This is a genomic window from Nonomuraea sp. NPDC049269 (genome assembly GCF_043197155.1).
In the GTDB taxonomy this organism is placed as follows: Bacteria; Actinomycetota; Actinomycetes; order Streptosporangiales; family Streptosporangiaceae; genus Nonomuraea.
Window position 1 is genome coordinate 817,921 of record NZ_JBICSO010000004.1, and the last position, 23,658, is coordinate 841,578.

At 70.9% G+C, this 23,658-nt stretch carries 26 protein-coding genes; 13 read left to right on the forward strand and 13 right to left on the reverse strand.

Features of this window, described 5'->3' with window-relative positions; translation table 11 throughout:
- Positions 1-88 precede the first annotated feature (88 nt).
- Both ACGFNP_RS26615 and ACGFNP_RS26620 read left to right on the forward strand, forming a co-directional pair.
- Positions 89-1,210: a CaiB/BaiF CoA-transferase family protein gene (locus ACGFNP_RS26615; RefSeq protein ID WP_358330971.1), complete on the forward strand. Its 1,122-nt coding sequence runs from the start codon at positions 89-91 to the stop codon at positions 1,208-1,210.
- A gap of 34 nt (positions 1,211-1,244) precedes the next feature.
- Positions 1,245-2,402: a cytochrome P450 gene (locus tag ACGFNP_RS26620; RefSeq protein ID WP_393323290.1), complete on the forward strand. Its 1,158-nt coding sequence runs from the start codon at positions 1,245-1,247 to the stop codon at positions 2,400-2,402.
- Here the strand turns inward: ACGFNP_RS26620 and ACGFNP_RS26625 are convergent.
- The 6 genes from ACGFNP_RS26625 to ACGFNP_RS26650 are packed head-to-tail and all read right to left on the reverse strand — an operon-like array spanning position 2,365 to position 7,687.
- On the reverse strand, positions 2,365-3,108 hold the full coding sequence (locus tag ACGFNP_RS26625; protein ID WP_393323293.1) for a hypothetical protein: 744 nt from the start codon (positions 3,106-3,108) through the stop codon (positions 2,365-2,367). The two genes, ACGFNP_RS26620 and ACGFNP_RS26625, sit on opposite strands and share 38 nt — an antisense overlap.
- Complete coding sequence (locus ACGFNP_RS26630) at positions 3,105-4,238, reverse strand: glycosyltransferase family 4 protein (protein WP_393323296.1); 1,134 nt, start codon at positions 4,236-4,238, stop codon at positions 3,105-3,107. The genes ACGFNP_RS26625 and ACGFNP_RS26630 overlap by 4 nt, the downstream gene beginning before the upstream one ends.
- A complete protein-coding gene (locus tag ACGFNP_RS26635; protein WP_393323299.1) occupies positions 4,238-4,582 on the reverse strand; it encodes a hypothetical protein in 345 nt (114 codons plus the stop codon). The genes ACGFNP_RS26630 and ACGFNP_RS26635 overlap by 1 nt, the downstream gene beginning before the upstream one ends.
- The gene (locus ACGFNP_RS26640; protein WP_393323302.1) at positions 4,579-5,289 is read right to left on the reverse strand and encodes a hypothetical protein; all 711 of its coding nucleotides are present in this window, start codon (positions 5,287-5,289) and stop codon (positions 4,579-4,581) included. Before ACGFNP_RS26640 ends, ACGFNP_RS26635 begins: the two co-directional genes overlap by 4 nt.
- An 11-nt stretch (positions 5,290-5,300) precedes the next feature.
- The gene (locus ACGFNP_RS26645; RefSeq protein WP_393323305.1) at positions 5,301-6,434 is read right to left on the reverse strand and encodes a glycosyltransferase; all 1,134 of its coding nucleotides are present in this window, start codon (positions 6,432-6,434) and stop codon (positions 5,301-5,303) included.
- Between the two features lie 35 nt (positions 6,435-6,469).
- Entirely contained in the window at positions 6,470-7,687 is a 1,218-nt protein-coding gene (locus ACGFNP_RS26650; protein WP_393323308.1) for an FAD-dependent monooxygenase, read from the reverse strand.
- Between the two features lie 90 nt (positions 7,688-7,777).
- Between ACGFNP_RS26650 and ACGFNP_RS26655 the strand changes: the two genes are divergently transcribed.
- Positions 7,778-8,302 carry a TetR/AcrR family transcriptional regulator gene (locus ACGFNP_RS26655; protein ID WP_393323311.1) on the forward strand — a complete coding sequence of 175 codons (525 nt, stop codon included), beginning with the start codon at positions 7,778-7,780 and terminating at the stop codon, positions 8,300-8,302.
- 42 nt (positions 8,303-8,344) lie between these two features.
- On the opposite strand, the gene ACGFNP_RS26660 is transcribed toward ACGFNP_RS26655, so the two are convergent.
- Positions 8,345-8,800, reverse strand: coding sequence for a GyrI-like domain-containing protein (locus ACGFNP_RS26660; protein ID WP_358330997.1), 456 nt, complete (start codon positions 8,798-8,800; stop codon positions 8,345-8,347).
- Positions 8,801-8,893: 93 nt separating this feature from the next.
- On the opposite strand from ACGFNP_RS26660, the gene ACGFNP_RS26665 reads away from it, so the two are divergent.
- Positions 8,894-10,333: a GuaB1 family IMP dehydrogenase-related protein gene (locus ACGFNP_RS26665; protein WP_358331000.1), complete on the forward strand. Its 1,440-nt coding sequence runs from the start codon at positions 8,894-8,896 to the stop codon at positions 10,331-10,333.
- Between the two features lie 30 nt (positions 10,334-10,363).
- Here the strand turns inward: ACGFNP_RS26665 and ACGFNP_RS26670 are convergent, their stop codons facing one another.
- A complete protein-coding gene (locus tag ACGFNP_RS26670; protein ID WP_358331003.1) occupies positions 10,364-11,119 on the reverse strand; it encodes an SDR family oxidoreductase in 756 nt (251 codons plus the stop codon).
- Between the two features lie 75 nt (positions 11,120-11,194).
- On the opposite strand from ACGFNP_RS26670, the gene ACGFNP_RS26675 reads away from it, so the two are divergent.
- From ACGFNP_RS26675 to ACGFNP_RS26695, 5 genes are all read left to right on the forward strand, one after another.
- On the forward strand, positions 11,195-11,569 hold the full coding sequence (locus ACGFNP_RS26675) for an FKBP-type peptidyl-prolyl cis-trans isomerase (RefSeq protein WP_358331006.1): 375 nt from the start codon (positions 11,195-11,197) through the stop codon (positions 11,567-11,569).
- A gap of 112 nt (positions 11,570-11,681) precedes the next feature.
- A complete protein-coding gene (locus ACGFNP_RS26680; RefSeq protein WP_393323316.1) occupies positions 11,682-13,208 on the forward strand; it encodes an ATP-dependent DNA ligase in 1,527 nt (508 codons plus the stop codon).
- 316 nt (positions 13,209-13,524) lie between these two features.
- Entirely contained in the window at positions 13,525-14,208 is a 684-nt protein-coding gene (locus ACGFNP_RS26685) for a septal ring lytic transglycosylase RlpA family protein (RefSeq protein WP_393323319.1), read from the forward strand.
- A 158-nt stretch (positions 14,209-14,366) separates the two neighbouring features.
- The gene (locus ACGFNP_RS26690; protein WP_393323322.1) at positions 14,367-15,674 is read left to right on the forward strand and encodes an MFS transporter; all 1,308 of its coding nucleotides are present in this window, start codon (positions 14,367-14,369) and stop codon (positions 15,672-15,674) included.
- A gap of 155 nt (positions 15,675-15,829) precedes the next feature.
- Entirely contained in the window at positions 15,830-16,450 is a 621-nt protein-coding gene (locus tag ACGFNP_RS26695) for a DNA-binding response regulator (protein ID WP_393323325.1), read from the forward strand.
- Here ACGFNP_RS26695 and ACGFNP_RS26700 read toward each other — a convergent pair.
- Complete coding sequence (locus ACGFNP_RS26700) at positions 16,376-18,244, reverse strand: sensor histidine kinase (RefSeq protein WP_393323327.1); 1,869 nt, start codon at positions 18,242-18,244, stop codon at positions 16,376-16,378. The genes ACGFNP_RS26695 and ACGFNP_RS26700 overlap by 75 nt on opposite strands.
- Before the next feature lie 132 nt (positions 18,245-18,376).
- On the opposite strand from ACGFNP_RS26700, the gene ACGFNP_RS26705 reads away from it, so the two are divergent.
- From ACGFNP_RS26705 to ACGFNP_RS26715, 3 genes are all read left to right on the forward strand, one after another.
- A complete protein-coding gene (locus ACGFNP_RS26705) occupies positions 18,377-18,781 on the forward strand; it encodes a hypothetical protein (protein ID WP_393323330.1) in 405 nt (134 codons plus the stop codon).
- Between the two features lie 22 nt (positions 18,782-18,803).
- On the forward strand, positions 18,804-19,637 hold the full coding sequence (locus ACGFNP_RS26710) for an NAD(P)H-binding protein (RefSeq protein WP_393323333.1): 834 nt from the start codon (positions 18,804-18,806) through the stop codon (positions 19,635-19,637).
- A gap of 70 nt (positions 19,638-19,707) precedes the next feature.
- Positions 19,708-20,262 (forward strand): hypothetical protein, encoded by a 555-nt coding sequence (locus tag ACGFNP_RS26715; RefSeq protein WP_393323336.1) that lies wholly within the window; start codon positions 19,708-19,710, stop codon positions 20,260-20,262.
- Here ACGFNP_RS26715 and ACGFNP_RS26720 read toward each other — a convergent pair.
- Both ACGFNP_RS26720 and ACGFNP_RS26725 read right to left on the reverse strand, forming a co-directional pair.
- Positions 20,211-20,543: a putative quinol monooxygenase gene (locus tag ACGFNP_RS26720; protein WP_358331032.1), complete on the reverse strand. Its 333-nt coding sequence runs from the start codon at positions 20,541-20,543 to the stop codon at positions 20,211-20,213. The genes ACGFNP_RS26715 and ACGFNP_RS26720 overlap by 52 nt on opposite strands.
- A 94-nt stretch (positions 20,544-20,637) precedes the next feature.
- A complete protein-coding gene (locus ACGFNP_RS26725) occupies positions 20,638-21,231 on the reverse strand; it encodes a DUF1707 and DUF4870 domain-containing protein (RefSeq protein ID WP_358331035.1) in 594 nt (197 codons plus the stop codon).
- A gap of 133 nt (positions 21,232-21,364) precedes the next feature.
- Between ACGFNP_RS26725 and ACGFNP_RS26730 the strand changes: the two genes are divergently transcribed.
- Positions 21,365-21,706: a hypothetical protein gene (locus ACGFNP_RS26730; protein WP_214642774.1), complete on the forward strand. Its 342-nt coding sequence runs from the start codon at positions 21,365-21,367 to the stop codon at positions 21,704-21,706.
- Positions 21,707-21,718: 12 nt separating this feature from the next.
- Here ACGFNP_RS26730 and ACGFNP_RS26735 read toward each other — a convergent pair whose 3' ends face one another.
- Both ACGFNP_RS26735 and ACGFNP_RS26740 read right to left on the reverse strand, forming a co-directional pair.
- The gene (locus ACGFNP_RS26735) at positions 21,719-22,852 is read right to left on the reverse strand and encodes a Gfo/Idh/MocA family protein (protein WP_393323341.1); all 1,134 of its coding nucleotides are present in this window, start codon (positions 22,850-22,852) and stop codon (positions 21,719-21,721) included.
- Positions 22,849-23,628 (reverse strand): ThuA domain-containing protein, encoded by a 780-nt coding sequence (locus ACGFNP_RS26740; RefSeq protein ID WP_358331041.1) that lies wholly within the window; start codon positions 23,626-23,628, stop codon positions 22,849-22,851. Before ACGFNP_RS26740 ends, ACGFNP_RS26735 begins: the two co-directional genes overlap by 4 nt.
- Positions 23,629-23,658: the final 30 nt, after the last annotated feature.

The following is a 23,658-nucleotide window of genomic DNA, read 5'->3' on the forward strand; positions in this document are numbered from 1 at the left end:
GTATGTCTGCCTGAAGGTCGGGAAGGCGTCTTGCCACAGGTCACCGAATGTTGTTCTACTGGGGCCAGCCGAGTCGTAGGAGATGCCGATGTCTGAAGGCCGTCAGGGCCCGCTCTCCGGGGTCCGGGTGCTGGAGCTCGCGGGGCTCGCGCCGGGGCCGTTCGCCGGGATGATGCTCGCCGACCACGGCGCTGACGTGCTGCGCGTCGATCGCGTGGCCGCCGTGTCCGACGAGCCGCGCAAGGACGTCATGGACCGCGGCAAGCACACCATCGGCCTGGACCTGAAGTCGCCCGAGGGCGTCGCCGCGTTCAAGGAGCTGGCCGGGCACGCCGATGTGGTGATCGAGGTGTTCCGGCCCGGGGTGGCGGAACGGCTCGGCATCGGACCCGACGACCTCCACGCGGTGAACGAGCGGCTGATCTACGGCCGGATGACCGGCTGGGGACAGGACGGCCCGCTGGCCACCACCGCGGGCCACGACATCGACTACATCGCGATCTCCGGCATCCTGTCGATGCTCGGCCGTGAGGGCGGCAAGCCGACGCCGCCGATCAACATCCTGGGCGACTTCGCCGGCGGCGGCCTCATGCTCGCGTACGGCGTACTGCTCGCCCTGTTCGAGCGGGAACGCACCGGCAAGGGCCGGGTGATCGACGCGGCCATGGTCGACGGCGCCTCGATCCTGTTCGCGATGTTCTACCACGGCGTGCAGAGCGGCTTCTGGGGCGCGCGCGGCACGAACCTGCTGGACACGGGCGCACCCCAGTACGACACCTATGAGACGGCCGACGGGGAGTTCCTGGCGGTCGGCTCGCTGGAGCCGCAGTTCTGGGAGGCGATGGTGACGCGGATGGGGCTGTCGGACCTGCCGGACCGCGGCGACAGGAAGCAGTGGCCCGCGCTCAGGACCCGGCTGGCCGAGGAGTTCAGGTCACGGACGCGGGCGGAGTGGGAGGCGGTGTTCGAGGGCTCCGACGCGTGCGTGTCGCCGGTCCTGTCCATGGCGGAGGCGGTACGGCATCCGCACAACGTGGCCAGGGGCGCCTTCGCCGACGTCGGCGGGCTCAGCCAGCCGGTCCCCGCCCCGCGCCTGCTCGGCGTGCCGGGCCAGGACCTCTCGCCCGCCACCCGGCTCACCGACCTGTCCGCCTGGGGTCTGAGCGCCGAGGCGGCGGAGAAACTGCGCTCCCAGGGAGTGCTGGCCTGACCTGAACCCCGACCTGAGGGAGTCCCGGCCCGACATGAACCCCGACCTGCTCGACGGCGCCCTGTACGCGGGCGACCCCGCACCCGTCTACGCCTGGCTGCGCGCCCACTCCCCCGTCCACCACGACGCCGCGAACGGGCTCTGGGGCATCTCCCGGCACGCCGACATCTCGGCCATCGAACGCGATCCCGGGCTGTGGACCAGCACCGGCGGCTACCGCCCCCAACTGCCGTCCGACCCGTCGATGATCGGCATGGACGACCCTGAGCACGCCGAGCACCGCCGCCTCGTCTACCGCCGCTTCACCCCGCGCCACGTCCACGAGCGCTACGCCGGCCGCGTCCGCGAGGTCGTCACCGAGCTGATCGACCAGGCCCTGGAGGCCGGCACCGTGGACGCGGTGCCGGCCCTGGCCGCGCCGCTGCCCGCCCGCATGATCGGCTGGCTGCTCGGCTTCCCCGACGCGGACTGGCCGCGGCTCAAGCACTGGTCGGAGACCACGATCGTGGCGGGCGGCGGCCTTCGTTACGTCACCCACGAGGCCGCGGTGGCCGCGGGCGAGTTCGGCGAGGCCGTGCTGGCCCTGGCCGAGGAGCGCCGCAAGTGCCCGGCCGACGACCTGGTGACCCTCTGGTCCGGCCGGGCCAGCTACGACGACGACCACCTGGCGAACGAGGCGCTGCTGCTGCTCGACGGCGGCGCGGAGACCACCCGCACGGTCATCGCGACCGCGATCGACGCGCTGATCCGCCATCCGGACCAGTGGCGGCTGCTGCGCGAGGACCCGGGCCGGATCGAGAACGCGGTCGAGGAGTTCATCCGCTGGACCACGCCGATCCTCAACATGTGCCGCTCGGCCACCCGCGACACCGACCTGCACGGGCAGCGCATCGGCCGCGGCCAGCAGGTCCTGCTCATGTACGGCTCGGCGAACCGGGACGAGACGGTGTTCGACCGCCCGGACGTCTTCGACGTGACGCGGAAGGCGGGCGGGCACATCGCGTTCGGCCTGGGCACCCACTTCTGCCTGGGCGCGGCCCTGGCCCGGCTGGAGTTACGGATCTTCTTCGAGGAGTGGATCGACCGGGTGGGCTCGGCCGCCTGGGCCGACGACGCCGGTCCGCGCATCCTGCCCAACGCGTTCGTCCGCGGCGTCACGTCGTTTCCCGTCGTCCTCTCGCCGCGCGGGTGAACTGGTCGTCGAAGCGACGGGGGAACGGCACCATCCGGTGCTTGTGCCGGTACGGCGCGGCCTGCCGTACCACGTTGAAACCGGCCGCGGACACGATGCGGCCGGCCGTGGCGAACAGCGGCCAGGCCGGACGGACGGCGAGATGCGCGACCTCGGCCGGCAGGCCGGGCGGCGCGGCGGGCGAGACGAGCACGAGGCGCGGGCTGAGCCCTTCCAGGGCGGCGCTCTCCCGCGCGTACGCCACCAGCTCCAGGATCTCTTCGGGCGGCCCGGAATGCACGATCAGCCAGTCCCCGGGAGCCGTCGCCGCCAATGGGCCCGGCGGATCCCGGAGCGTCAGCGGGGCGATCCGATCCGAGACCGAGCGCAGGTACGCCAGGTGCGGCTCGCTCACCGGCTCGGCCAGCCACGTCTGGGCGAAGCGGAGCGGCCGGTCGGGGATCAGCGGCCGGTAGGCGTCCCAGCGCAGCAGCCTGGCCAGGTGCACGACCGACACCCCCGGCGGCACCCCCGCCGCGTCCAGCTCGCCGTCGAGCCCGGCGGGGAAGGCGTCCACCACGATCTCGTCGGCCCGCGAGAGCGCGGCCGGATCGCCCGGCCATTCAGTGAGGATCGTGGCCGCAGCGCCCGGATGGACGGTGTGCAGATAGGCCCCGACCCGGGTGAGATGGCCGAGCCCACCGCCCCTGGCATAGCAGACGATCACGCGCTGTCGGGTGGAGCAGACGAGCCTGCGTTGTTGGACAAAGCGGACGAGCCTGCGCTCTCGCTGAACACCCGCAGGTAGCCCTCCGTCTCGGCGGCCACCGTGAAGTCCCTGCGTACCCGCTCGGCCGCCGCCGTGCCCAGCTTGGCGAGCTGCTCGTCCGTGGCCCGCGCGGCCCGGTCGACCGCCGCCCGGCACTCGTGCGGGTCTCCGGCGGCGAAGCGGAAGCCGATCTCGTCGTCGACCAGGTCGGCCAGCCCGCCCGCGTCGGAGGCGAGCAGCGGGACGCCGAGCGCCGCTGCCTCCAGGGCCACGTTCGGCAGCCCGTCGTAGAAGGACGGCAGCGCGACCAGGTCGCAGGCGGCGTAGAGCGCGGGCAGCTCGTAGCGGTCGAGGAACGGCAGCCGCGTGTGCCCGGCGGGCACGGCCAGGTGCTCCTCCAACTCCCCGACGAGCAGCAGGTGGAACAGGTCGGCGTGCCCCGAGGCGGCCAGCGCGTCGAGCAGGAAGCCGACACCCTTCTTGTTCTTGAGCTGCCCGATGAGCCCGATCGTGCGCCGGCCCGCGGCGGCCCGCCTGGCCAGGCCCGCCGCGCGTTCGGAGGGCAGGATCTGCCAGCTCGACGTGTCGATGCCGTTGGCCACCCACCGCACCCGCGCTTCCGGAACGAGCGCCGACACCAGCGGGGCGTGCCCGGAGGCCACCACGCACACCGTCGCCGAGGCGCGTAAGGCGTCGAGCAGGGCGCCCCTGCGGCGCAGCGAGAACACCCCGGTGTCGAAGTCGTTGCCACGCAGCAGCGTCACCAGCGGGGCACCGAGCCAGGCGGCCAGGATCGGGGCGCCGAGCATCGCGTACGTGCCCCCGAACGCCACCACGTGCGTGTACGACTCGCCGCGCAGCGTCGTCCACAACCGGCGCAGAGCGTGCTCGGGATTGTCCTCCAGCGGCACGGTGAGCAGCCGCCCGCCCCGCTCGCCGCCGATCTGCCACGGCCGGTCCCGCCTGGTCAGATGCGCGACGTCGATCTCCGCGCCCGCCTCACGCAGGCCCCTGACGATGCGGTCGCAGGACTCGGCCATGCCGCCCCTGCTCGGCGGGTAGTGCTCGGTGAGCCACAGCAGCCGCATCAGCTGTCCACGAAGTCGCGGTCGTCGCCGTCGCCGAAGTCGCCGAAGTCGCCCTGGTCCTCGGGGTCGAAGGCGCCTCTGTCGTAGTCGTCGAACGAGCCGTACCAGCCGGGGTCCGAGTACGTGGACGAGGTGCTGTAGTAGTGGTGGCGGCGGAAGCCGCTGGTCCACAGCGGGTCGTACGGGGAGCTGTACCCCTGGGCGGCCGCGCACTCGGGGCAGACGCCGCCGGGACCGGCATGCCGGTCGCAGATCGGCCTGCCGCACCGCCCGCAGGCGGCCACCGGCGCCCGGCCACAGCGGCCGAGCACGAAGAATCCGGTGCTCACCATGCACGGGGTCACGCGGCCCGCCTCCTCTGCGTCCATCTGAAAGGCTCGGTCGCCGTCGTCATGATCACCCCGAGCTGGTCGCGGTCGGCGGGCAGCGGCACCTTGGCGGCGGCCCTGATCACGGTCTTGACGCCCGGACGGACCTTCACCTGGATCCACCACGGCGGCGGGCTGCCCGGGCGCATGGGCGTCTGGCCCTTGGCCAGCGAGCGGCTGGTCTGGATCCGCTGGACGCCCTTCGTCTTGGTCTTGCTCTTGCGCTTGCCACGCGGGTTGACCTTGACGATGTGGCGGTACCTGACGACGTCGGTGACGGCGAGCGTGAGCACGCTGCCGTCTCGCAGCTCCGAGCGGGCGCTGAGCCACGCGTCGGTCACCCACCACTGTTCGGCCCGGCGCACCGGCCGCACGGCGGGCAGGGCCTGGCGCGGCCCGGTCTTGCCGGGGACGCCGTGGCCGCGCAGGTCGGCGGTGATGCCGACCATGCCGCGTCCGACGTCTTCGCAGAGCACCCTGATCAGCGGTACCAGCACGCTCTCCGTCCGTGTGGGCAGCCGCCACTTGCGCCTGCGGACGAGCGCGTCATGCCGGGCGAGGCTGTTCAGCAGCGCCGCCCACTCCGCCCTGGGCATCGTGGCCGACAGCGTGTGCTCCCAGATGAGGGCCTGGTGCAGCGGGTGGAACCCGGCGATAGCCGCTCGCGTCTTCCGCCAGAACATGGTGCGAAGCATTACACACGGTTGTAGACCTCGGCGAGCTTTGCCCGGGAATCGGCCCAGGTGGGCACCCTGCCACTGGCCCGCGCCGCCATCGCCCGCGCCTGTCCGGGGTACTCCAGGAGGATCCGGATCGCGCGGGCCAGCTCGGCGGGCCGGTCGGGCGCGACCAACCGGCCGTCCTCCCCCAGGATCTCCCGTACGGCCGGCAGGTCGGAGGCGACGACCGGCGTGCCGGCGGCCATCGACTCCAGGATCTTGAGCGGGGCGCAGCCCTGGTCGAGGTTGCGCGGGCAGGCGGTGAGCGGGGCGGCGGACATCGCCGCGCCGGCCAGCCAGCCGGCCACCTCGTCGTGGGGCAGCGTGAACCGCCACATGATCCGCTCGGCCACACCCAGGCGGTCGGCGAGGCGTTGGAGCGGTTTGGCGCGGCGTTCCGGGACGGAGGAGCAGACGACCAGGCGCAGGTCGGTCAGGTCGGCGAGCCTGGCGAAGGCACGCAGCAGCACGTTCACGCCCTGCCAGCGCTGGAGGGCGCCCACATAGATGATGTAGTGCTCCGGCGCGCCAGGCGGCCTGGCGCGCGGCACCGACGACGCACCGGCGACGGGGTCGGCGGCGTTCGGTACGAGGAACACCTTTTCCGGATTTATCCCCATTTTGCGGATGGCGTCGCCGATGACGCTCGATGGCACGACAACGGCGTCCGCCTGTTCCAGGCAGTGCGCCTCCAGCCGCCGCAACTTGGCCACCGTGGCGGGGGCCGTCTGCGGCCAGGTGTGCGGCAACTCGATGGACGGCAGCCCGTTCACCTCGTACACCACCTTGTGCCGGTGCCCGAGCACCGGCAGCGCGCTCCACGGGTCACGCACGTGGACCAGCTCCAGTGTGTCCAGGTGCGGCGCGAGATGGCGGGCGACCCAGTGCGAGTACGCCTCGGCCCGGTCGATCAGGTTGGGGATCTGCTCGTCGAACCTGGCGATCTCGACGTCGCCCTCTCGCTGGTAGCGCGGCAGCCCGCCCCCGCCCAGCACCCCCAGCAGCCCGCCGCCGAACCGGTCGAACAGTTCGGCCGCCATCTGCCCGATGTGCACCGCCGACCCCTTGCTCGAAGGGAACCGGTCGAAGGCGAAATAGGCGGCACGCACGGCGCGCAGTCTATTCGTGGCTTCCCGCCGGATATCTACTGGCGCACGCTCTCGTACGCCGAGTAGTCCTTCAACGCGATCGAGTCGTGCAGCCGTATGCCCTTGCTGCCGAGCTTGGCCGCGGCCTTGCTCACCGCGACCGGCACGTGGCCGATCAGCCGCGCCGCCTGGGTGAGGGCCCACAGGTCGAACCGGGTGCCGGGCACGATCCGCTTGGCCGCCCCGACCGCGAACGCGCGGCTGCGCCGTACGTACTCGCCGATCTCGGCCTCGTAGGCGGGGAAGGCGCGCTCGTGGTCACCGTGCGCGGCGGCCAGCTCGCCGGCCAGGATGTACGCCCCGACGACGGCCAGGCTGGTGCTGCCGCCCACGGCCGGCCCCGGGCAGTAGCCCGCGTCGCCGACCAGCGTCACCCGGCCGCGCGACCAGGTGTCCAGGCGGAGCTGGGTGATGGAGTCGAAGTAGAAGGCCGGGGTGCGGTCGAGCTCCGCCAGGAGCCGGGGGACCTCCCAGCCCACGCCCGCGAACCGCTCGCGCAGCAGCTCCTTCTGCCGGGCGACGTCGCGGTGGTGGTACTGGAGCTGCTCCGGCGTCCTGAACAGGAACAACGCCCGCGCGTCTGCCAGGTGCGCCGCGCCGTACATCCCGGCCACCCGCCCGAGGCCGGACAGTCCCTCCATGCGGCCGTCGAGGCCGAGGTAGTTGGGCACCGAGAAGACGGCCAGGTAGGCGCCGATCCAGGTGGCGAAGCCTGATTCCGGGCCGAAGACCAGGCCGCGCACGTTCGAGTGCAGCCCGTCGGCGCCGACGACCAGGTCGAACCGCCGGTCCGCGCCGCGCTCGAACGTCACCGTGCCGTCCTCGCCGATGGCGGTGATGGAGTCGTCGAAGACGTACTCGACGTCGTCGCGGGTGGCGTCGTAGAAGATCTCGCTGAGGTCGTCGCGCATGATCTCGACGTGCCGGTCCGACACGGCCGTGAACACCCGCCGCAGGTCGACCTCCACGGCCCCCTCCGCGCCCTCCCGGTACATGGTGAGCCAGTTCGTGCCGGTCTTCCTGGCCATGATCGGGTCGATCAGGCCCATCTTCTCGACGATGTCCATCGCGGGCCTGAACAGGTCGATCGCGTGCCCGCCCGTCTTGCGGAGCGACGGGGCGCGCTCCACGACGGTGACGTCGAAGCCGTACCTGTTGAGCCAGTACGCCAGGGCAGGTCCGGCGACGCTCGCGCCGGAGATCAGGATCTGCATGGTGGCACCTCCTTACTTAACGGATGGTAAGCCAGCGTAACGACGGCCGCAAGGGCTTACTTAACGATAGGTAAGGGATAGGCTTGGACCATGGCGAGGCCCAGTGACACCAAGGCGCGCATCCAGGCGGTGGCGCGCGAGTTGTTCGTCGAGCAGGGAGTGCAGAACACCAGCCTGCGGCAGATCTCCGACCGGCTGGGCATCACCAAGCCCGCCCTCTACTACCACTTCGCCTCACGCGACGACCTGGTCAGGAGCATCATCCAGCCGCTGGTCGAGGACATGGAGCGGTTCGTGGCCACGCGCGAGTCCGGTGACGCGCGCGAGCTGCTCGAAGACTACTTCGACCTGATCTGGCGGCACCGCGACGTCACCGTCATGATCGTGCGGGAGATGTCCATGCTGGGCTATCTCGACCTGGGTCAGCGCATGTTCGACTGGCGGCGGCGGCTCATCACGCTGCTGCTCGGCCCGGACCCGGCCCCCGCCCGGCACATCCACGCGACCGTGGCGATCGGCGGGATGTCCGACTGTTCGGTGGAGTACGCCCACCTGCCCCTCGACGAGGTCAAACCGGCGGCGGTCGAAGCCGCCGCGGCCGCGCTCGGCCTGTGAGCCCATGACCCGAGCCCGATCGGGCTCGGGCTCGGGAAACGGCTAGTAAACGGCGACGTAGAGGTCGGCGCCACCGGGGTGGTGCACCTCAAGGTCCGTCGTGAACGCCCGTGGGGGCGTACCGCCCGACTCGCTGTGCTTCCACACCTGCTGCCAGGCCTCGACGATCGCCTGCGGCATCTGGCCGCGCGCCTCCACTCGCAGGGCCGTGCCCGCGGGCACGCGTACGGCGACCATGCCCTCGGGCAGTCTGGGCACCGTCCGGACGCCGATGCCGACGATCTGCGTGTAGGCGCCGTGCTGGTCGCTCTCGTAATCGGTCAGGACCGCATAAAGGTTCTCGTCGACGCGTCCCGGGACGTGCGCGAACGCCCCGGGGGCGCCCGCTCGTTGCCACAGCACGGGCAGCTTCGCCCTGGCGGGGTCGATCTCGTCGGCGTTCGACGTGCGTACGGCGATACCGACGACGGTCAGCTCGTTTCTCTCAGTGACCTCCACAGGCCCTCCACCCCCTAAGTTTCCTGGCCGATCATATGGCCACGAGACAGGGGAAACCCCTCGTTAGGGCGTCAGCGCATAAGATGGACGAACGTGAAGTTCCTTAACGGCCTCGCGCCGCAATACGACTTGACGTACAGCGACGTGTTCATGGTCCCGTCGCGTTCCTCGGTCGGCTCCCGGCTCGCGGTCGACCTCTCGACCAACGACGGCACGGGCACCACCATCCCCATCGTCGTGGCCAACATGACCGCGGTCGCCGGCCGGCGCATGGCCGAGACCATCGCCCGCCGGGGCGGCATCACGGTGATCCCGCAGGACATTCCCATCGACGTCGTGGCGGAGGTCGTCGACTGGGTCAAGAAGCGCGACCTGGTCCACGACACGCCGCTCACACTGACCCCGCACGACACCGTCGGCGAGGCCATGCAGCTGCTGCCCAAGCGCGCCCACGGCGCGGTCATCGTCGTCGACTGGGACAACCAGCCGGTCGGCGTGGTGACCGAGGCCGACTGCCAGGGCGTCGACATGTACACGCAGCTGTCGCAGGTGATGTCGAGCGAGCTGCTGACGCTGCCGGCCGGGCTGGAGCCGCGCGCGGCCTTCGACCGGCTGCACGGGGGCCGCCACCGCCTGGCGCCCATCGTCGACGCCGAGGGCCGCCTGGTCGGCATCCTGACCCGCACGGGCGCCCTGCGCGCCACGCTCTACCAGCCCGCGCTCGACGCCGCCGGCCGGCTGCGCATCGCGGCCGCCGTCGGCGTGAACGGCGACGTCGCGGCCAAGGCCAAGGAGCTGCTCGATGCCGGGATCGACTGCCTGGTGGTCGACACCGCGCACGGGCACCAGGAGAAGATGGTCTCCGCCCTGCGCGCGGTCCGGGCGCTCGACCCGGGCGTGCCGGTGGCGGCGGGCAACGTGGTGACCGCTGAGGGCGTGCGCGACCTGGTGGACGCGGGCGCGGACATCCTCAAGGTGGGCGTCGGACCCGGCGCCATGTGCACGACGCGGATGATGACCGGGGTGGGGCGGCCGCAGTTCTCGGCCGTGCTCGAATGCTCGGCTGAGGCGCGCCGGCTCGGCCGGCACGTGTGGGCCGACGGCGGCGTCCGGCACCCGCGTGACGTGGCGCTCGCCCTGGCGGCGGGCGCGGCGAACGTGATGATCGGCTCCTGGTTCGCCGGGACGTACGAGTCTCCCGGCGACGCGCGCACCGACGCCGACGGGCGCAGGTACAAGGAGAACTTCGGCATGGCGTCGGCGCGGGCCGTGCGGCTGCGCACGGCGGAGGACAGCGCGTTCGACCGGGCCAGGAAGTCGCTGTTCGAGGAGGGGATCTCGACCTCGCGCATGTACCTGGATCCGCGGCGGCCGAGCGTGGAGGACCAGATCGACGCGATCGTGGCCGGGTTGCGGTCGTCGTGCACGTACGCGGGGGCGACGAACCTGGAGGAGCTCCACGAGCGCGCGGTGGTCGGCATCCAGAGCGCCTCCGGCTACACCGAGGGCATGCCGCTCCACCAGAGCTGGTAGCGCGAAGCCTCAGGTGCGTAGCGCGGAGCCTCAGGTGCGGCGCCAGCCGCCCGCCGCGTGGATCCCGCCGTCGACGTGCACCGTCGTGCCGGTCACGAACCTGGCCAGATCGCTGGCCAGGAACACCGCCGCGCCCGCCGCGTCGGCCGGCTCCCCGAGGTGCCCGAGCGGCGGCAGCCGTACCGGCTCGAACGGCCCGTCCACCATCCGCTCCCGCACCTCGGCCTCGCCGTCGGTGGGCAGCCCGTCGGGCGCGATCGCGTTCACCCTGATGCCCAGGGGCGCGAACTCCAGCGCGAGCGACTTCGTCAGGCTCTCCACCCCCGCCTTCATCGCGGCGTAGACCGCGAACCCCGGCGCCGCCTGATGCGCTTCGCTGGAGGTCACGTTGATGATCGACGCCCCGGCTCCCATCATCGGCAGCAGCCGCCGGATCATGCCGGTGACCTGCGTGAAGTTCTCCTCGATCAGGGTCCGCTCGCCGCGGACCGTCGTGTCGGCGAACGCGGCGTGGAACGTCCCGCCCGCGTTGTTCACCAGCACGTCCACCCGCCCCCACCGCTCCCGCACGGCCTGGGCGAACACCTCGACGGCGACCGGATCCCGCACGTCCAGCGTCATGGCGAACTCGCCGCCGTATGGGGGCTGGTCCCGGTCGCAGATCGCGACCAGAGCCCCGAATGCCGCGAACGTCTCCGCGATCGCCCGCCCGATCCCCCGGGCCGCCCCGGTGATCACGGCGACGCGCCCGGTGAGCAGGATCGCATCAGGAGAAAGGGCGGCCATGAACGCTGACCTTATCCCGACCGCATAGAGTCGTCGGGTTCATTCCTGATCGCCAATTCTCAACAGGAGTAATTCGTGGCACTCGAGAAGCCGGAAATCGACTTCCCCGGGGGCAACCCGCCCGCCGACCTGGAGATCACCGACATCGTCGTGGGTGACGGCCCCGAGGCCAAGCCCGGCCAGAGCGTCAGCGTCCACTACGTGGGCGTCGCGTTCTCGACCGGCGAGGAGTTCGACGCGTCGTGGAACAGCGGCAACGCGTTCGAGTTCCCGCTCGGTGGCGGGCGCGTCATCGCCGGCTGGGACCAGGGCGTGGCCGGCATGAAGGTGGGCGGCCGCCGCAAGCTGGTCATCCCGCCGCACCTCGGCTATGGCAGCCGCGGCGCCGGCGCCCGCATCAAGCCGAATGAGACGCTCATCTTCGTGGTCGACCTCCTGGCCGTCCGTTAACACGCCGGGGCGGGCCCCCAGGCCCGCCCCGCCCCTTCGGGGGCCCAACACCGGACAAAATGCTGGTCTAAGCGCGGCGGAATTGTCGGCGAAGTACGGCAACATAGGGCATGTGCTGTTGATCGACGTGGTGCGGGTTTCTGAGGCGGTGACACGCACGTCGGCCCGGCTCGGCAAGATCGGCCATCTGGCGGAGCTGCTCGGCAGGGTCGGCGCCGATGAGGCGGAGATCGCCATCTCCTACCTGTCGGGTGAGCTGCCGCAGCGCCAGGTGGGCGTGGGCTGGCGGACCCTTCAGGACCTGCCCCCCGCCAAGCTGGCCGCCACCGCCACCCTCACCGACGTCGACGCGCTGCTGTCGAGGATCAAGTCGGTCTCCGGCCAGGGTTCGCAGGCGGCGCGCAAGACGCTGGTCACCCAGCTGTTCGCCGGGCTGACCACCCAGGAGCAGGCGTTCATGCTCAGGCTGCTCGGCGGCGAGCTGCGTCAGGGCGCCCTCGACGGGGTGATGATCGAGGCGATCGCCAAGGCGTCGGGCGCGCCGTCCGCCGACGTGCGGCGGGCGCTGACGCTGCGCGGCTGGCTGCCGGCCGTGGGCGCGGCGGCGCTGGCCGGTGGGGTTGAGGCTCTGCGCGCGGTCAAGCTGGAGGTGGGCCGGGCGGTCTCGCCGATGCTCGCCGGCAGCGCGCCCAACGTCGCCGCCGCGCTGGAGAAGGCGGGCGCACCGGCCGCGCTGGAGTGGAAGCTCGACGGCGTACGCGTGCAGGCGCACCGCTCCGGCGACCAGGTCCGGGTGTTCACCCGCACGCTCGACGACATCACCGCCCAGGTGCCCGAGCTCGTGGAGGCCGTGCTCGACCTGGCGTCCGACGACCTCGTGCTCGACGGCGAGGTGATCGCGCTGCGGCCCGACGGGCGGCCGCACCCGTTCCAGGTGACGGCGAGCCGGGCGACGAGCAAGACCGACGTGCCGCGGCTGCGGGAGCGGACGCCGCTGAGCGTGTTCTTCTTCGACGCGCTGCGGGTGAACGGGACCGACCTGCTCGACCTGCCTTACTCCCTGCGCCAGGAGCTCCTCGCCGAGACCGTCACACCCGGTCTGCTCACGCCGCGGATCGTCACGGGTGACGTCTCGGAGGCGGAGAAGTACTTCACCGACGTGATCAAGGCCGGCCACGAGGGTCTGGTCGTCAAGTCGCTGACCTCCCCCTACGCGGCCGGCCGCCGGGGGGCTGGGTGGATCAAGGTCAAGCCGCGTCACACGCTCGATCTCGTCGTGCTCGCGGCCGAATGGGGCCACGGCCGCCGCGAAGGCAAGCTGTCCAACCTGCACCTCGGCGCCCGTGACCCGGAGAGCGGCGGGTTCGTGATGCTGGGCAAGACGTTCAAGGGCCTGACCGACGAGCTGCTCGCCTGGCAGACCGAACGCTTCCTTGAGCTGGCCGAGGGGCCCGCCGACGAGTGGACGGTCAAGCTCCGTCCCGAGCTGGTCGTGGAGATCGCGTTCGACGGGGTGCAGCGGTCGCCGCGCTACCCCGGGGGGATGGCGCTGCGGTTCGCGCGGGTGCTGCGCTACCGGCCCGACAAGCGGGCCGCGGACGCCGACACGGTGGAGACGGTCCGCTCGCTCATGTTCTGAGCACGGTTTCTGGCACGACCGGCCAGTTCGGCATGCCCCAAAGTGCCGTCAACCTACCCCCAAGGTGACACAGTCCGCGTTCTCCGGATGCCCCAAGATCCCCGGCGTACGCTCAGCGTCCTGGCAAACTTGTGACCAAAGTGAGATATGTCACTGAACGTCCCATTAAGTTGTCTTTACTCGCTATTTGTCGCATATGTTCGTCCACGTTCGCGGGGCACCCGCCCTGCGTGTGGGATTGGCCGACGCGCACCCCCGATCAGCCCCCGACCTGGCCTTTCCCTGTCCTGTCCCCTAGCTAGGACTGTGGTTTACCTTGGGCCAGCACTCCGCCAAGCCGAGCCGTCCGAACCCGGAGCGTCAGGCTCCGACCAAGCGCCGTTGGGTCACCGTCGCGGCCGGCGCGGCCGTCGTAGCCGCCGCCTCGACCACCGCCTGGGCCGCCGTCGCCAACGACGACGCCCCCAAGACCACCGCGGCACTCGATGTCGCGCAGTCCCCCACGTACACGAGGTCCGACACCCCGTCGAAGACCCCCCAGCCGAACAAGCCCAGCACCAAGTCGGCGACCCCCAAGCCGTCCGAACCCAAAACCACTGCCCTCCCCAAGGCCGCAGCGGCCCAGCCGAAGACCAAGCCGGCCGACGAGGCGAAGACCGTGCCGGTCCGCAAGGCGAAGACCGAGGCCGCCAAGCCGAAGACCCGCGTGATCAGTTCGGGCACCTGCGGCGCCTCCTACTACGACGAAGGGCAGATGACCGCCAGCGGCGAACGCTTCGACCCGTCCGCCATGACCGCCGCGCACAAGACGCTCCCGCTGGGCAGCAGGGTCCGCGTCACCAACCCGGCGAACGGCGATTCGGTCACGGTCCGCATCAACGACCGCGGCCCTTACGTGGGCGGTCGCTGCCTCGACCTTTCGTCAGCCGCCTTCTCCGCCATCGGCAACACGGGCGCCGGTGTCATGCGGGTCAAGTACGAGGTCCTGGGCCGCTCCTGACGCCGAGACCCGCGGTGCGTTAACCTCCACCCATGCAACACCTGTGTGACTGATCAGCAGCCGCCCGGCGCTCGACCCGCCGGGCATCCCGCGAAGCGATCCCCCCTTCGCCCGTCCGGCCTTCCCGGTCGGACGGCTCGGCTGCTTGGAGTCACCAGGTGTCATCCGTTCCTTCCCGCCTGCCCGGAGTCGCACTGCTCGCCCTGCTGCGCGGCAACCCCGACTTCCGCCGGCTCTTCCTCGCCTCGGCCCTCAGCCTGACCGGCGACTGGTTCACCTTCGTCGCCCTGAACGCCTTCGTCTACCACCGCACCGGCTCGGCCGGGCTGACGGCTCTGCTGTTCGCCGTCGAATCGCTGCCCGGCATCCTGCTGATGCCGCTCATCGGCTCGCTGACCGACCGCCTGGACCGCCGCCGCCTGCGCATTGCCTGCGACCTCGCCGCCATCGTCCCCCTGGCGGGTCTGCTCGCCGCCTTCCACCTGGGATCGGTCCCTCTGGCGCTGGTCTCGCTGGCCGTGCTGTCGGTGTCGGCCGCGGTGTCGAGCCCGATCCCCGAGGTCGTCCTCCCCAACCTCGTCGCCCCCGACCGGCTGCCCATCGCCCAGGCCACGCTCGGCAGCCTCTACTCCTCCAGCCTGCTGCTCGGCGCGGGGCTCGGCGGCCTGGTCACGGCCGCCTGGGGCAGCACGGCCACCCTGCTGATCGACGCCGCCTCCTTCGCCGCGTCCGCCGTCCTCATCGCCCGCATCCGCCGCCCGTTCTCCACCGCCCCGGTGACCCGCCGCATGCGCGTACGTACCGACACTTCCGAGCTGTGGCGCTTCATCCGTGACACCCCCACCGTGTCGGCCCTGCTCTGGCTGACGGCGGCGCTGCGCCTGTGTTACGGCATCGTCGGTCTCCTGCCCGTCTACGCACTCGAACGGTTCGGCGCCACCGACGCCGGAATCGGCGTCCTGTACCTGGCGCAGGGCGTCGGCTCCGTGCTCGGGCCGTTCCTGGGCCGGCGACTGATCGGCACGTCGCCGCCGCCCATCGGCACGTCACCGCTGACCGGCACGTCACCGCTGACGGGGCCGTCGCGGCGACGGCTGCTCGTGCCGGGCTGCGCCCTGGCGGTGTTCGGGCTGGGCTACCTCGCCCTGGCCCAGGCCGGCAGCCTGTGGTCGGGCATACCCGCCGCCATGGCCGGTCATCTCGGGGTGGGCGCGTGCGCGATCCTGGCCATCAACGGGCTGCAGCTGGCCAGCCCCGACCACATCCGCGGGCGCGTGATGGTCACGGCGTTCGGGCTGTCGTCGGGGTTGCAAGGGGTGTCGTCGCTGGCGGTGGCTCCGCTGACCGTCGCGTTGGGCATGACGGGGGCCACGCGCCTGTTCGGCGTACTCGCCGTCGGCTTCGCCCTGGTGTGGCTCCTGAACGCACTCCGCCTGCCCAAACCACCTGGCGAATCCGATCGGTGAGGCCCGCTATAGGGTGGCGTACGGGCGAACCTGTGACGCCCGTCGCCGCCCCGAGGAGTCCCCGGGACTCGTCGCCGACGCCAAGGGAGCATCCTGACCAGGTCTGATGCGTCAGTGACGATCCCGCAGGCGCTCGCGGGCGGGTTCGAGTAGCCGTGCCCGCGAACGGCGTCGTGCGGATTCTGCTCGCGGAGGACATGCACATCCTTCGCGAAGCGCTGGTCGAGTTGCTGTCGCTCGAGGACGACCTCACGGTGGTCGCGGGGGTCGCCTCGGGCCTGGAGATCGTGCCTGCCGCGCTGGAGCACCGGCCCGACGTGGCCGTGATCGACATCGACCTGCCGGGATTGGATGGCATCTCGGCGGCTGCCGAGCTACGCGAGCTCCTGCCCGACTGCCGTGTCCTGATCTTGACGGCGCTGACCAAGCCGGGCACCCTGCGCAGGGCACTCGGTGTGCAGGTCGCTGGGTTCGTCCCGAAAGATATCCGTCCGGCCGAACTGGCCGCGGCGATCAGGACCGTCGCCGCCGGTGGACGGGTGGTGGACCCGGCTCTGGCCCTGGGGGCGTTGGAGGCGCCGGAGAGCCCGCTCTCCCAGCGGGAGACCGAGGTGCTGCGCCTGTCGGCGAGCGGGGCCCAGCCCGCCGAGATCGCCGAGCGGCTCTTCCTGACCTACGGCACGATCCGTAACTACCTCGCCTCAGCCGTCACCAAGCTGGGAGCCCGCAACCGGGTGGACGCCATCCGGATCGCCACCGAGTCCGGCTGGATCTGAACCGAACTCGGCGACCACCTCGAACCTTCCGCCGGGGTGACGCACCGCCGCCAACCGCCCGCCGGTGCGCTGCGCGAGACTGCCGAGCCCGGACCCGTGCCGGCCCGCCTCCGGGGGGGATCCGGACATGGCGCCGTCGTTGACGACGCGCAACCGTACGAGCTCGTCAGTGCCGGAGATGGTCATCTCGCAGGTACGGGCCTGGCTGTGCCGCAGGACGTTGGTGATGGTCTCGCGGAGCGCGGTGGCCACCGCCGTGTCGACCTCGGCCGGCAGAGGGCCCGTCTCGACCTGTGCCGCCGCCTCGATCCCGGCGGCCGTCAGCACCTCAAGCGCCGCGTCGAGCTCGGCCGCGAGCCGCAGTTCGACCCGGTCGCCGGCGATGGACTCCAGCTCCACCAGCGCCCGTTCGACCAGCGTCACGAGCGCGGCGAGCTCGGTCCTGGCCCGGTCGGGGTCCGTCTCCAGCAGCCGTTCGGCCAGCTCGCCCTTGAGCGCGACCGCCGACAGGCTGAAACCGAGTACGTCGTGCAGGTCGCGCGCGACCCGGGTCCGTTCTCGCCGGACCGCGGCCTGGGCGAGCTCGTACCGGGCCCGGTCCAGTACGGTGATCAGCCCGGTGAGGCGCCCCAGGCTGTACACCAGCCACGCGAGCATGACATGACCGCCGAAGGTGGCCAGCACGTTCGAGAGGGGATAGCCACGCGTGGCGGCCTCGTACAGGAGCCAGGCCAGGTGCCCGGCCAGGACGACACCGGCGATCCCCCACGATCGAGGCGGTCGTACGGTGAGCAGGACCTTGCCGGTGAAGAAGCTCAGCACACGATCCCAGGAGCCGGGGATGACCGCGAGCGGAAGCAGGAACAGCAGGCCCTGCACCACGAACGCGGCCCGGTTCTGCGGCAGGACCTGCAGGATCACGATCCCGATGAGCCCGAGCAGCGCCCAGGCCAGCGTCGTCGGACCGGCCTCGTCCACGTAGTAGAGGTTGATCATCACGAGCACGCACTGGATGAGCAGTACCGCGAGCAGGACGAACCGCGCCAACCGTGGTGAGTCGATCCGCGCAGGGGGCTCGGCGATCGTGGTGGCACGGTAGGCGCCGGCGGTCACGCGCACCTCCGCCAAGGTCCGCCGGGCGAGCCCGACGCCCTCGCGGATGTCGTGCCGGGCGTCCACCGGCTCTTCCCGGACCGCTTTCCGCATCCGGAACGCGATCGCCCGCAGTTTCCCGCCCAGGACGTTCCGCAGCTCGCCGTCCAGCCGCAGGCGTTCCCTGACCAGCGCCAGCCGGGCCAGTTCTCCCCGGGTGTCGTGCAGCCGGCGCGCCGTCCCGACGAGCGCGGCCAGGCTGAACACGATGAGACCGTCGTCCGCCGTGACGATCATGAACCAGATCGAGTCGTAGACCCCGTACCCGAGCAGGGCGGCCGCCGCGCCGGTGGCGGCCAGGACAAGGACGAACAGCGGCCACGCCGGCCGCGCCGGGAGCACGCACAGCACGCCGGCCGCCACCGTCCACGGCATCCAGTCCCACTCCGGCCCGACCACGAGGAAGGGCAGCAGGTAGAGCAGCACCAACGCCGACAGCAGCCCATACCGGACGGCCGGGCGCCAGCGCCGCGCCAGGATCGCGATCAGCGGCGGATACGACGCCATCGTCAGCAGCAACGCGAGCGGGGCGGCCTCGCGCCACACCCCGCTCATCGTGCGGATGTAGAACAGGATGCCGAACGACGCCCACAACATGCCGCCGGCGAGCCGCAGCGGGAGGTCGTCAGCGGTCCGCGCCACTCAGCTCTCCCAATGAACCGTGCAAAATGCATATCCGCCTGGTTACAGGGACACTATCGGCGCCTTCCCGGCCACTGTCACCCTTTGCCTGGGAAAGCACCCAGGCCATACAAAAGTAGGGAATCCAAGCTGATGGCACCCACCGAGATTCTGCCGGTCATCGCGATCGTGTCGCTGGTCACGGTCGAGTTCGGCGGGCACGCGCTGCTGCGCTTCATCACCACCGATCACGAGAAGCTGGGCGAGTTCCGCGAGCGGTTCTTCCGGGCCGGCCACGCGCACGCCGGGGTGTTGCTGCTGCTGTCCCTGGTCTACCTGCTCTACCTGCCCCGCGCCGGTTTCTCCGCCGGTCTGGAGTGGCTGGCCGGCGGGGTCCTGCTGGCGGGGGTGCTGGCGCAGTCGGGTGGGTTCTTCCTGCATCTGGCCGTCGGCGAGCAGGGCGCCCGCTCATCCGGCACGATGCTCACGCGCGTCGGGGGCCTGCTCCTCGGCGTCGCGCTGATCACCCTGGCCCTCGGCCTCATCGGTGCCGCATAGATTTCGCGAGTTGATAGGAGACATGATGATCTTAGTGACCGGTGCCACCGGCAATATCGGCTCGTCCTTGGTGGCCGCTCTGACCCAGTCCGGGCAGCAGGTACGCGCGCTGGTACGCGACCCGCAGGCCGCCACACTGCCCGCCGGCGTTGAGCCCGTCACCGGCGACCTGAACCAGCCCGACAGCCTGGCCGATGCCCTGGTCGGCGTGCGGGGCGTGTTCCTGCTGCCGGGATACGCGGACATGCCCGGCCTGCTGGCCCACATACGCCGAGCGGGGGTGCAACGGGTCGTGCTGCTGTCAGGGGGCTCGGCCGCGAACGCGGACATGAGCAATGCGATCTCCCGCTACATGGCGCTCTCCGAGGCCGCCGCGCGGGAGTCGGGTGTGCCCTGGACGTTCCTGCGGCCCCGGGCGTTCATGTCCAACGCGCTGCGCTGGCTGCCGCAACTTCGGGCCGGCGACCTGGTACGCGTACCGTTCGCCGGGGTGGCGGCCGCCGCCATCGACCCCGCCGACATCGCGGCCGTCGCGGCCCTGGCGCTGACCGGCGACGGGCATGAGGGCCGGATCTACGAACTGACCGGCCCGGACTCGCTGCTGCCCGCGGACCAGATCGCCGTGCTGGCCAAGGTGCTGGGCAGGGACCTGCGCTGCGAAGGGCTCCCGAATGAGGAGGCCCGGGCTCAGATGGAGGCGAGCATGCCGGTCGAGTACGTCGACGCCTTCTTCAGCTTCTACGCCGACGGCACGCTCGATGAGTCACAGGTCCTGCCGACCGTGCGAGAGGTGACCGGACACCCACCCCGCACCTTCGAACAGTGGGCCGAGGCACACGCCGAGGCCTTCCGCTGAAGACGGGTGGAAAGGAGCGGTCGGCGAAAGGAGCGGTCGGCGAAAGGAGCGGGCGGCGAAAGGAGCGGGCATGGAGGCGGAGAGCCGTGACGCGGGACCGTCGGCGCCGCTCATGTCGGCGATCGTGACCGAGCACTTCGTGCTGCAGTCGGCGGCCAGTACGACGGTCAGCGAGGCGCTCGGGCGTTCGTCGCTGTACCTGTCGGCGTTGTCCAGCAGTCTGATCGCGCTGGGGTTCGCCGCGCAGACGCCCGGTCTGCTGCTGCCGTTCGCCGCCGCCGCGTTGCCGACGGTCTTCGTGCTGGGCGTGTTCACCACGGCACGGCTCGTCGACACCGGGGTGCAGAACGTGTCGTACCTGAGCAGCATCGCTCGCATCCGCGGCTACTACCGCGAGCTCGACCCCGATGCGGCGCGTTCCGGCGTCTGCCTCGCCCTGCTGACCTACTACCTCATGACGGACCACCACCTGCCGGCCGCCCTGGCCGTCGGGCTCCTCACCGCCGCCGCCGGCCTGACCGCGTTCTTCCGCTACCAGCACCAGCGCTACCTGAGGGTGCAGCGCTTCGGCGGTCAGTCCCGTTCGGGCACGGTCATCTCGCCAAGGAGGGACCAGTCGTCCTGAGGCACGATCGCGTTCACGATGCGCGGCGTCTCGGCGAGGTACTGAGGAAGGATCTGCTGGGCCTTCCTGAAGTGCTCCGACTGGACGTGCGCCGCCCCGGCCTCGCCATCGCGGAACGCCTCGACCAGCACGTACTCGGTCGCATCCGCCAGACTGCGCGACCAGTCGAACCACAGGCAGCCAGGCTCGTCGCGGGTCGCCTGGGTGAATTCGGCCGCGATCTCGGGGAACCGGTCGGCGTGCTCGGACAGGACGCGGAACTTCGCGGTGATGAAGATCATGAGGCCATTCTTCCGGTGGGCCGCCTTCAGGTCGAGGCCAACCTCAGTCGGCTGATGTCAAAGCATGCTTTGACATCAGCCGACGGCTTATGCGTCACTTCACCAGGCGCACCGTCATCGGATAGCGGAATGGATTCTCCGAGAGCGCCGAAATACCACCGGCGATGGACAGAACAACCGCCGCCACCCAGATGACCGGGATGAGCACCACCCCGATCAGGGTGAACGGCAACAGGAATGTCGCCCCCACCACGGTGAGCTGGAAGTTCAGCGCCTCCATCGCGTGCCGTCGGATGTACGGCGAGGTCTTGCCGCCCGTCAGCAGCAGGATCAACGGCCCGACGATCGGGAACCCCACCAGCGTCAGCAGATGAGCCGCCGAAGCCCCGAGCCGTTCGTTGCTCTCCGTCGGCGCCTCGCGCCGAACCGGCGCGGGCATCGGCCGGATCCGGGGGACGGCGCTCACGCCGTACAGCTCCGCCATGATGGGCATCAGATCACCGTGCGTGCGCGCGGTCATCGCGCGCTCCAACCGGTCGTCGAACTCGAACTTGTCGAACCGGCCCTCCGCGTACGCGGCCTGGACGTGCTCGACCACGTGCTCACGGTCCTGGTTGGTGACGCGCAGATGAGCGGGCGGCACCTGTCCCGGGCCCGGGGGTGTGGGTACCCCAGCCATAACAGCCATGCCTCTCCTTAGAATCGGGCAGTCACCATCCATACTGAAGGGCCCCACGTCATCGTGGCCATCCGGAGAATCCCCGATGTGTCCCCTAGATCACCCCGACGCGCGCGGCCGTTTGACGGTATAAAAAGGACTCATGAGATGGCGAGACCGCTACGGCATTCGGCGGCTGCGCGGTTCCAAAATCGCGAAGTTCGACCGGGAAGCCACTGACGCCGATATCGAAGCGCTCATCGCCTTCGCCAAATCACGGCGAGGCGTCGAGTTCTTCGTCGAGCCGGAGACCTTCGCGACGGACACCACGGCCGTCGCCGTGGCCGACGACGGCGAGTGGACCCGCCGCCGGGTCGGCTCCCCCGCCGTGATCCACAAGGTCGCCCGAGACCTTGCCCTGCCGGTGTACGACGTCCAGATCATGGGCTACCCGCCACGGATGCGGGCTTACAACGAACGACGGCGACGCGAGGAGAATCTGTAACTGTCGCCGACGTCACCGCGTCTCCACCCGTTCAGGGCCGACCAGCACGTCCCGCACCGAGGCCCATCCGGCGAGGGTGTCCCGTACGTCCGCCCGGGTCTCCTCCCGCAGCGCCTGCGCGTGGGCCCGCTCGAGCACGTCGTCCAGGCGCTCGGGCCAGCCGCTCGTCGCGGACCGCACCGCCGTCTCCACCATCGCCAGGCTCATCACGTTCTCATGCACCTCGCCGGACGGCGGTTCCCCGGTCCGGAGCGCCCGCACGAACACCTGCAGAGCGCCGGCGATCCCGGAGTACGGCGAGCCGGCCGGTTCACCGGCCGGCACCTCGGCGTCGAGGACCGGCTCGTGGTCGCCGTCCCAGAGCGCGGTGCCCTTCTCGCCGCTGATCCGCCAGGTCCCGTTCCACGAGGTGATGTCGCCGGGACTGCACCAGCTGCCGTTGTAGACGTACCGGGTGCCGCCCTCCATCTCGAACACCACGGTCGCGTTGGCGTCCCCCGCGTACCAGCTCCAGGGCGGGTTGTACGACTGGCAGTACGCCGTCACCGGCTCGGCCCCGAGCAGGAAACGCGCCGAGTCGAAGGCGTGGATCGCCATGTCGACGAGCAGCGGATACGCCATCAGATCGCGAAACCCACCGAACCGCTCGGACCGGAAGAACGCCGTGCTCACCGTCCCGATCGCGCCGAGCCGCTCGGTCATCCCCCGCAGCGTGGCGAGCTGCGGGTTCCAGCGGCGGGACTGGCTGACCATGAACAGTTCGCCGGTGACCTCGGCCGCGGCGGCCATGGACAGCGCCCGGCTCACGTTCTCCGCGACCGGTTTCTCACCGAGCACCGGCAGGCCGGCGAACAACGCCGCGGTGGTCACCGGGTGGTGCGCCTCGGGGATGGTCACGTTGATCAGCGCCTGGGCGCCGGTCTGCCGGGCGAGGGCGACGGCGTCGGTGCCGACCGGGAGATCCGGCAGGCCGGCGTCGTCGGCCGACGCGCGGGCCAGCGCCACGTCCAGGTCGGCGATGCCGCTGAGCGTCACCTCGGGCGAGTCGGCGACGGTGGCCAGCCAGGCCCGGCCCATGCTGCCGGCGCCGGCGATGACCACCCGGAGCGGATCCGCCGGGCTGGAGGGGATCGTCCGGAAGCTCACTGGAGCGGCCCCGTGTAGCCCTGGCCCTGGAAGAACTCCCCGGTCGCGTACCGCAGGAGCACGGGATGGCTCCGTTCCGGCCGGTCGGTGCGGGCCCAGGCGACGCCGTTCGCGATGACCCGGCGCACGTCCTTGTGATGGTAGGTGGGGTACGCCTGGTCCCCCGGCCGGAAGTAGAAGATCTTGCCGTGGCCGCGGCGGAACGTACAGCCGCTGCGGAACACCTCCCCGCCGGTGAACGAGCTGACGAACACGAGCTCGTCCGGTGCCGGGATGTCGAAGAACTCCCCGTACATCTCGTCCTCTTCGATGATCAGCGGGTGCGGCACGCCCTTGGCGATGGGATGTGTGGGGTCGACCGTCCAGATGAGCTCACGGTCGTGCTCGTCGCGCCAGCGCAAGGTGCAACTCGTACCCATCAGCTTGGTGAAGATCTTCGACCAGTGCCCGGAGTGCAGCACGACGAGTCCCATCCCGGACAGCACATGCCGGTGGACGCGCTCGACGACCTCGTCGGCGACCTCGTCGTGCGCCGCGTGACCCCACCAGGTGAGCACGTCGGTGCCGGCCAGCACCTCCTCGGTCAGGCCGTGCTCCGGGTCGTCGAGGGTCGCCGTCCGGACGACGCAGTCGTCACCGAGGTTCTCCTCGATGCCCTCCGCGATCGTCGTGTGCATGCCGTTCGGATAGATCTTCGCCACGTGCTCCTCGATCTGCTCGTGGCGGTTCTCACCCCACACCGTCACACGCAGCGGGCCGGCAGTTCCGTTTGTCATGTCGAACCTTTTCTGCAGGGGGTTGCTGGA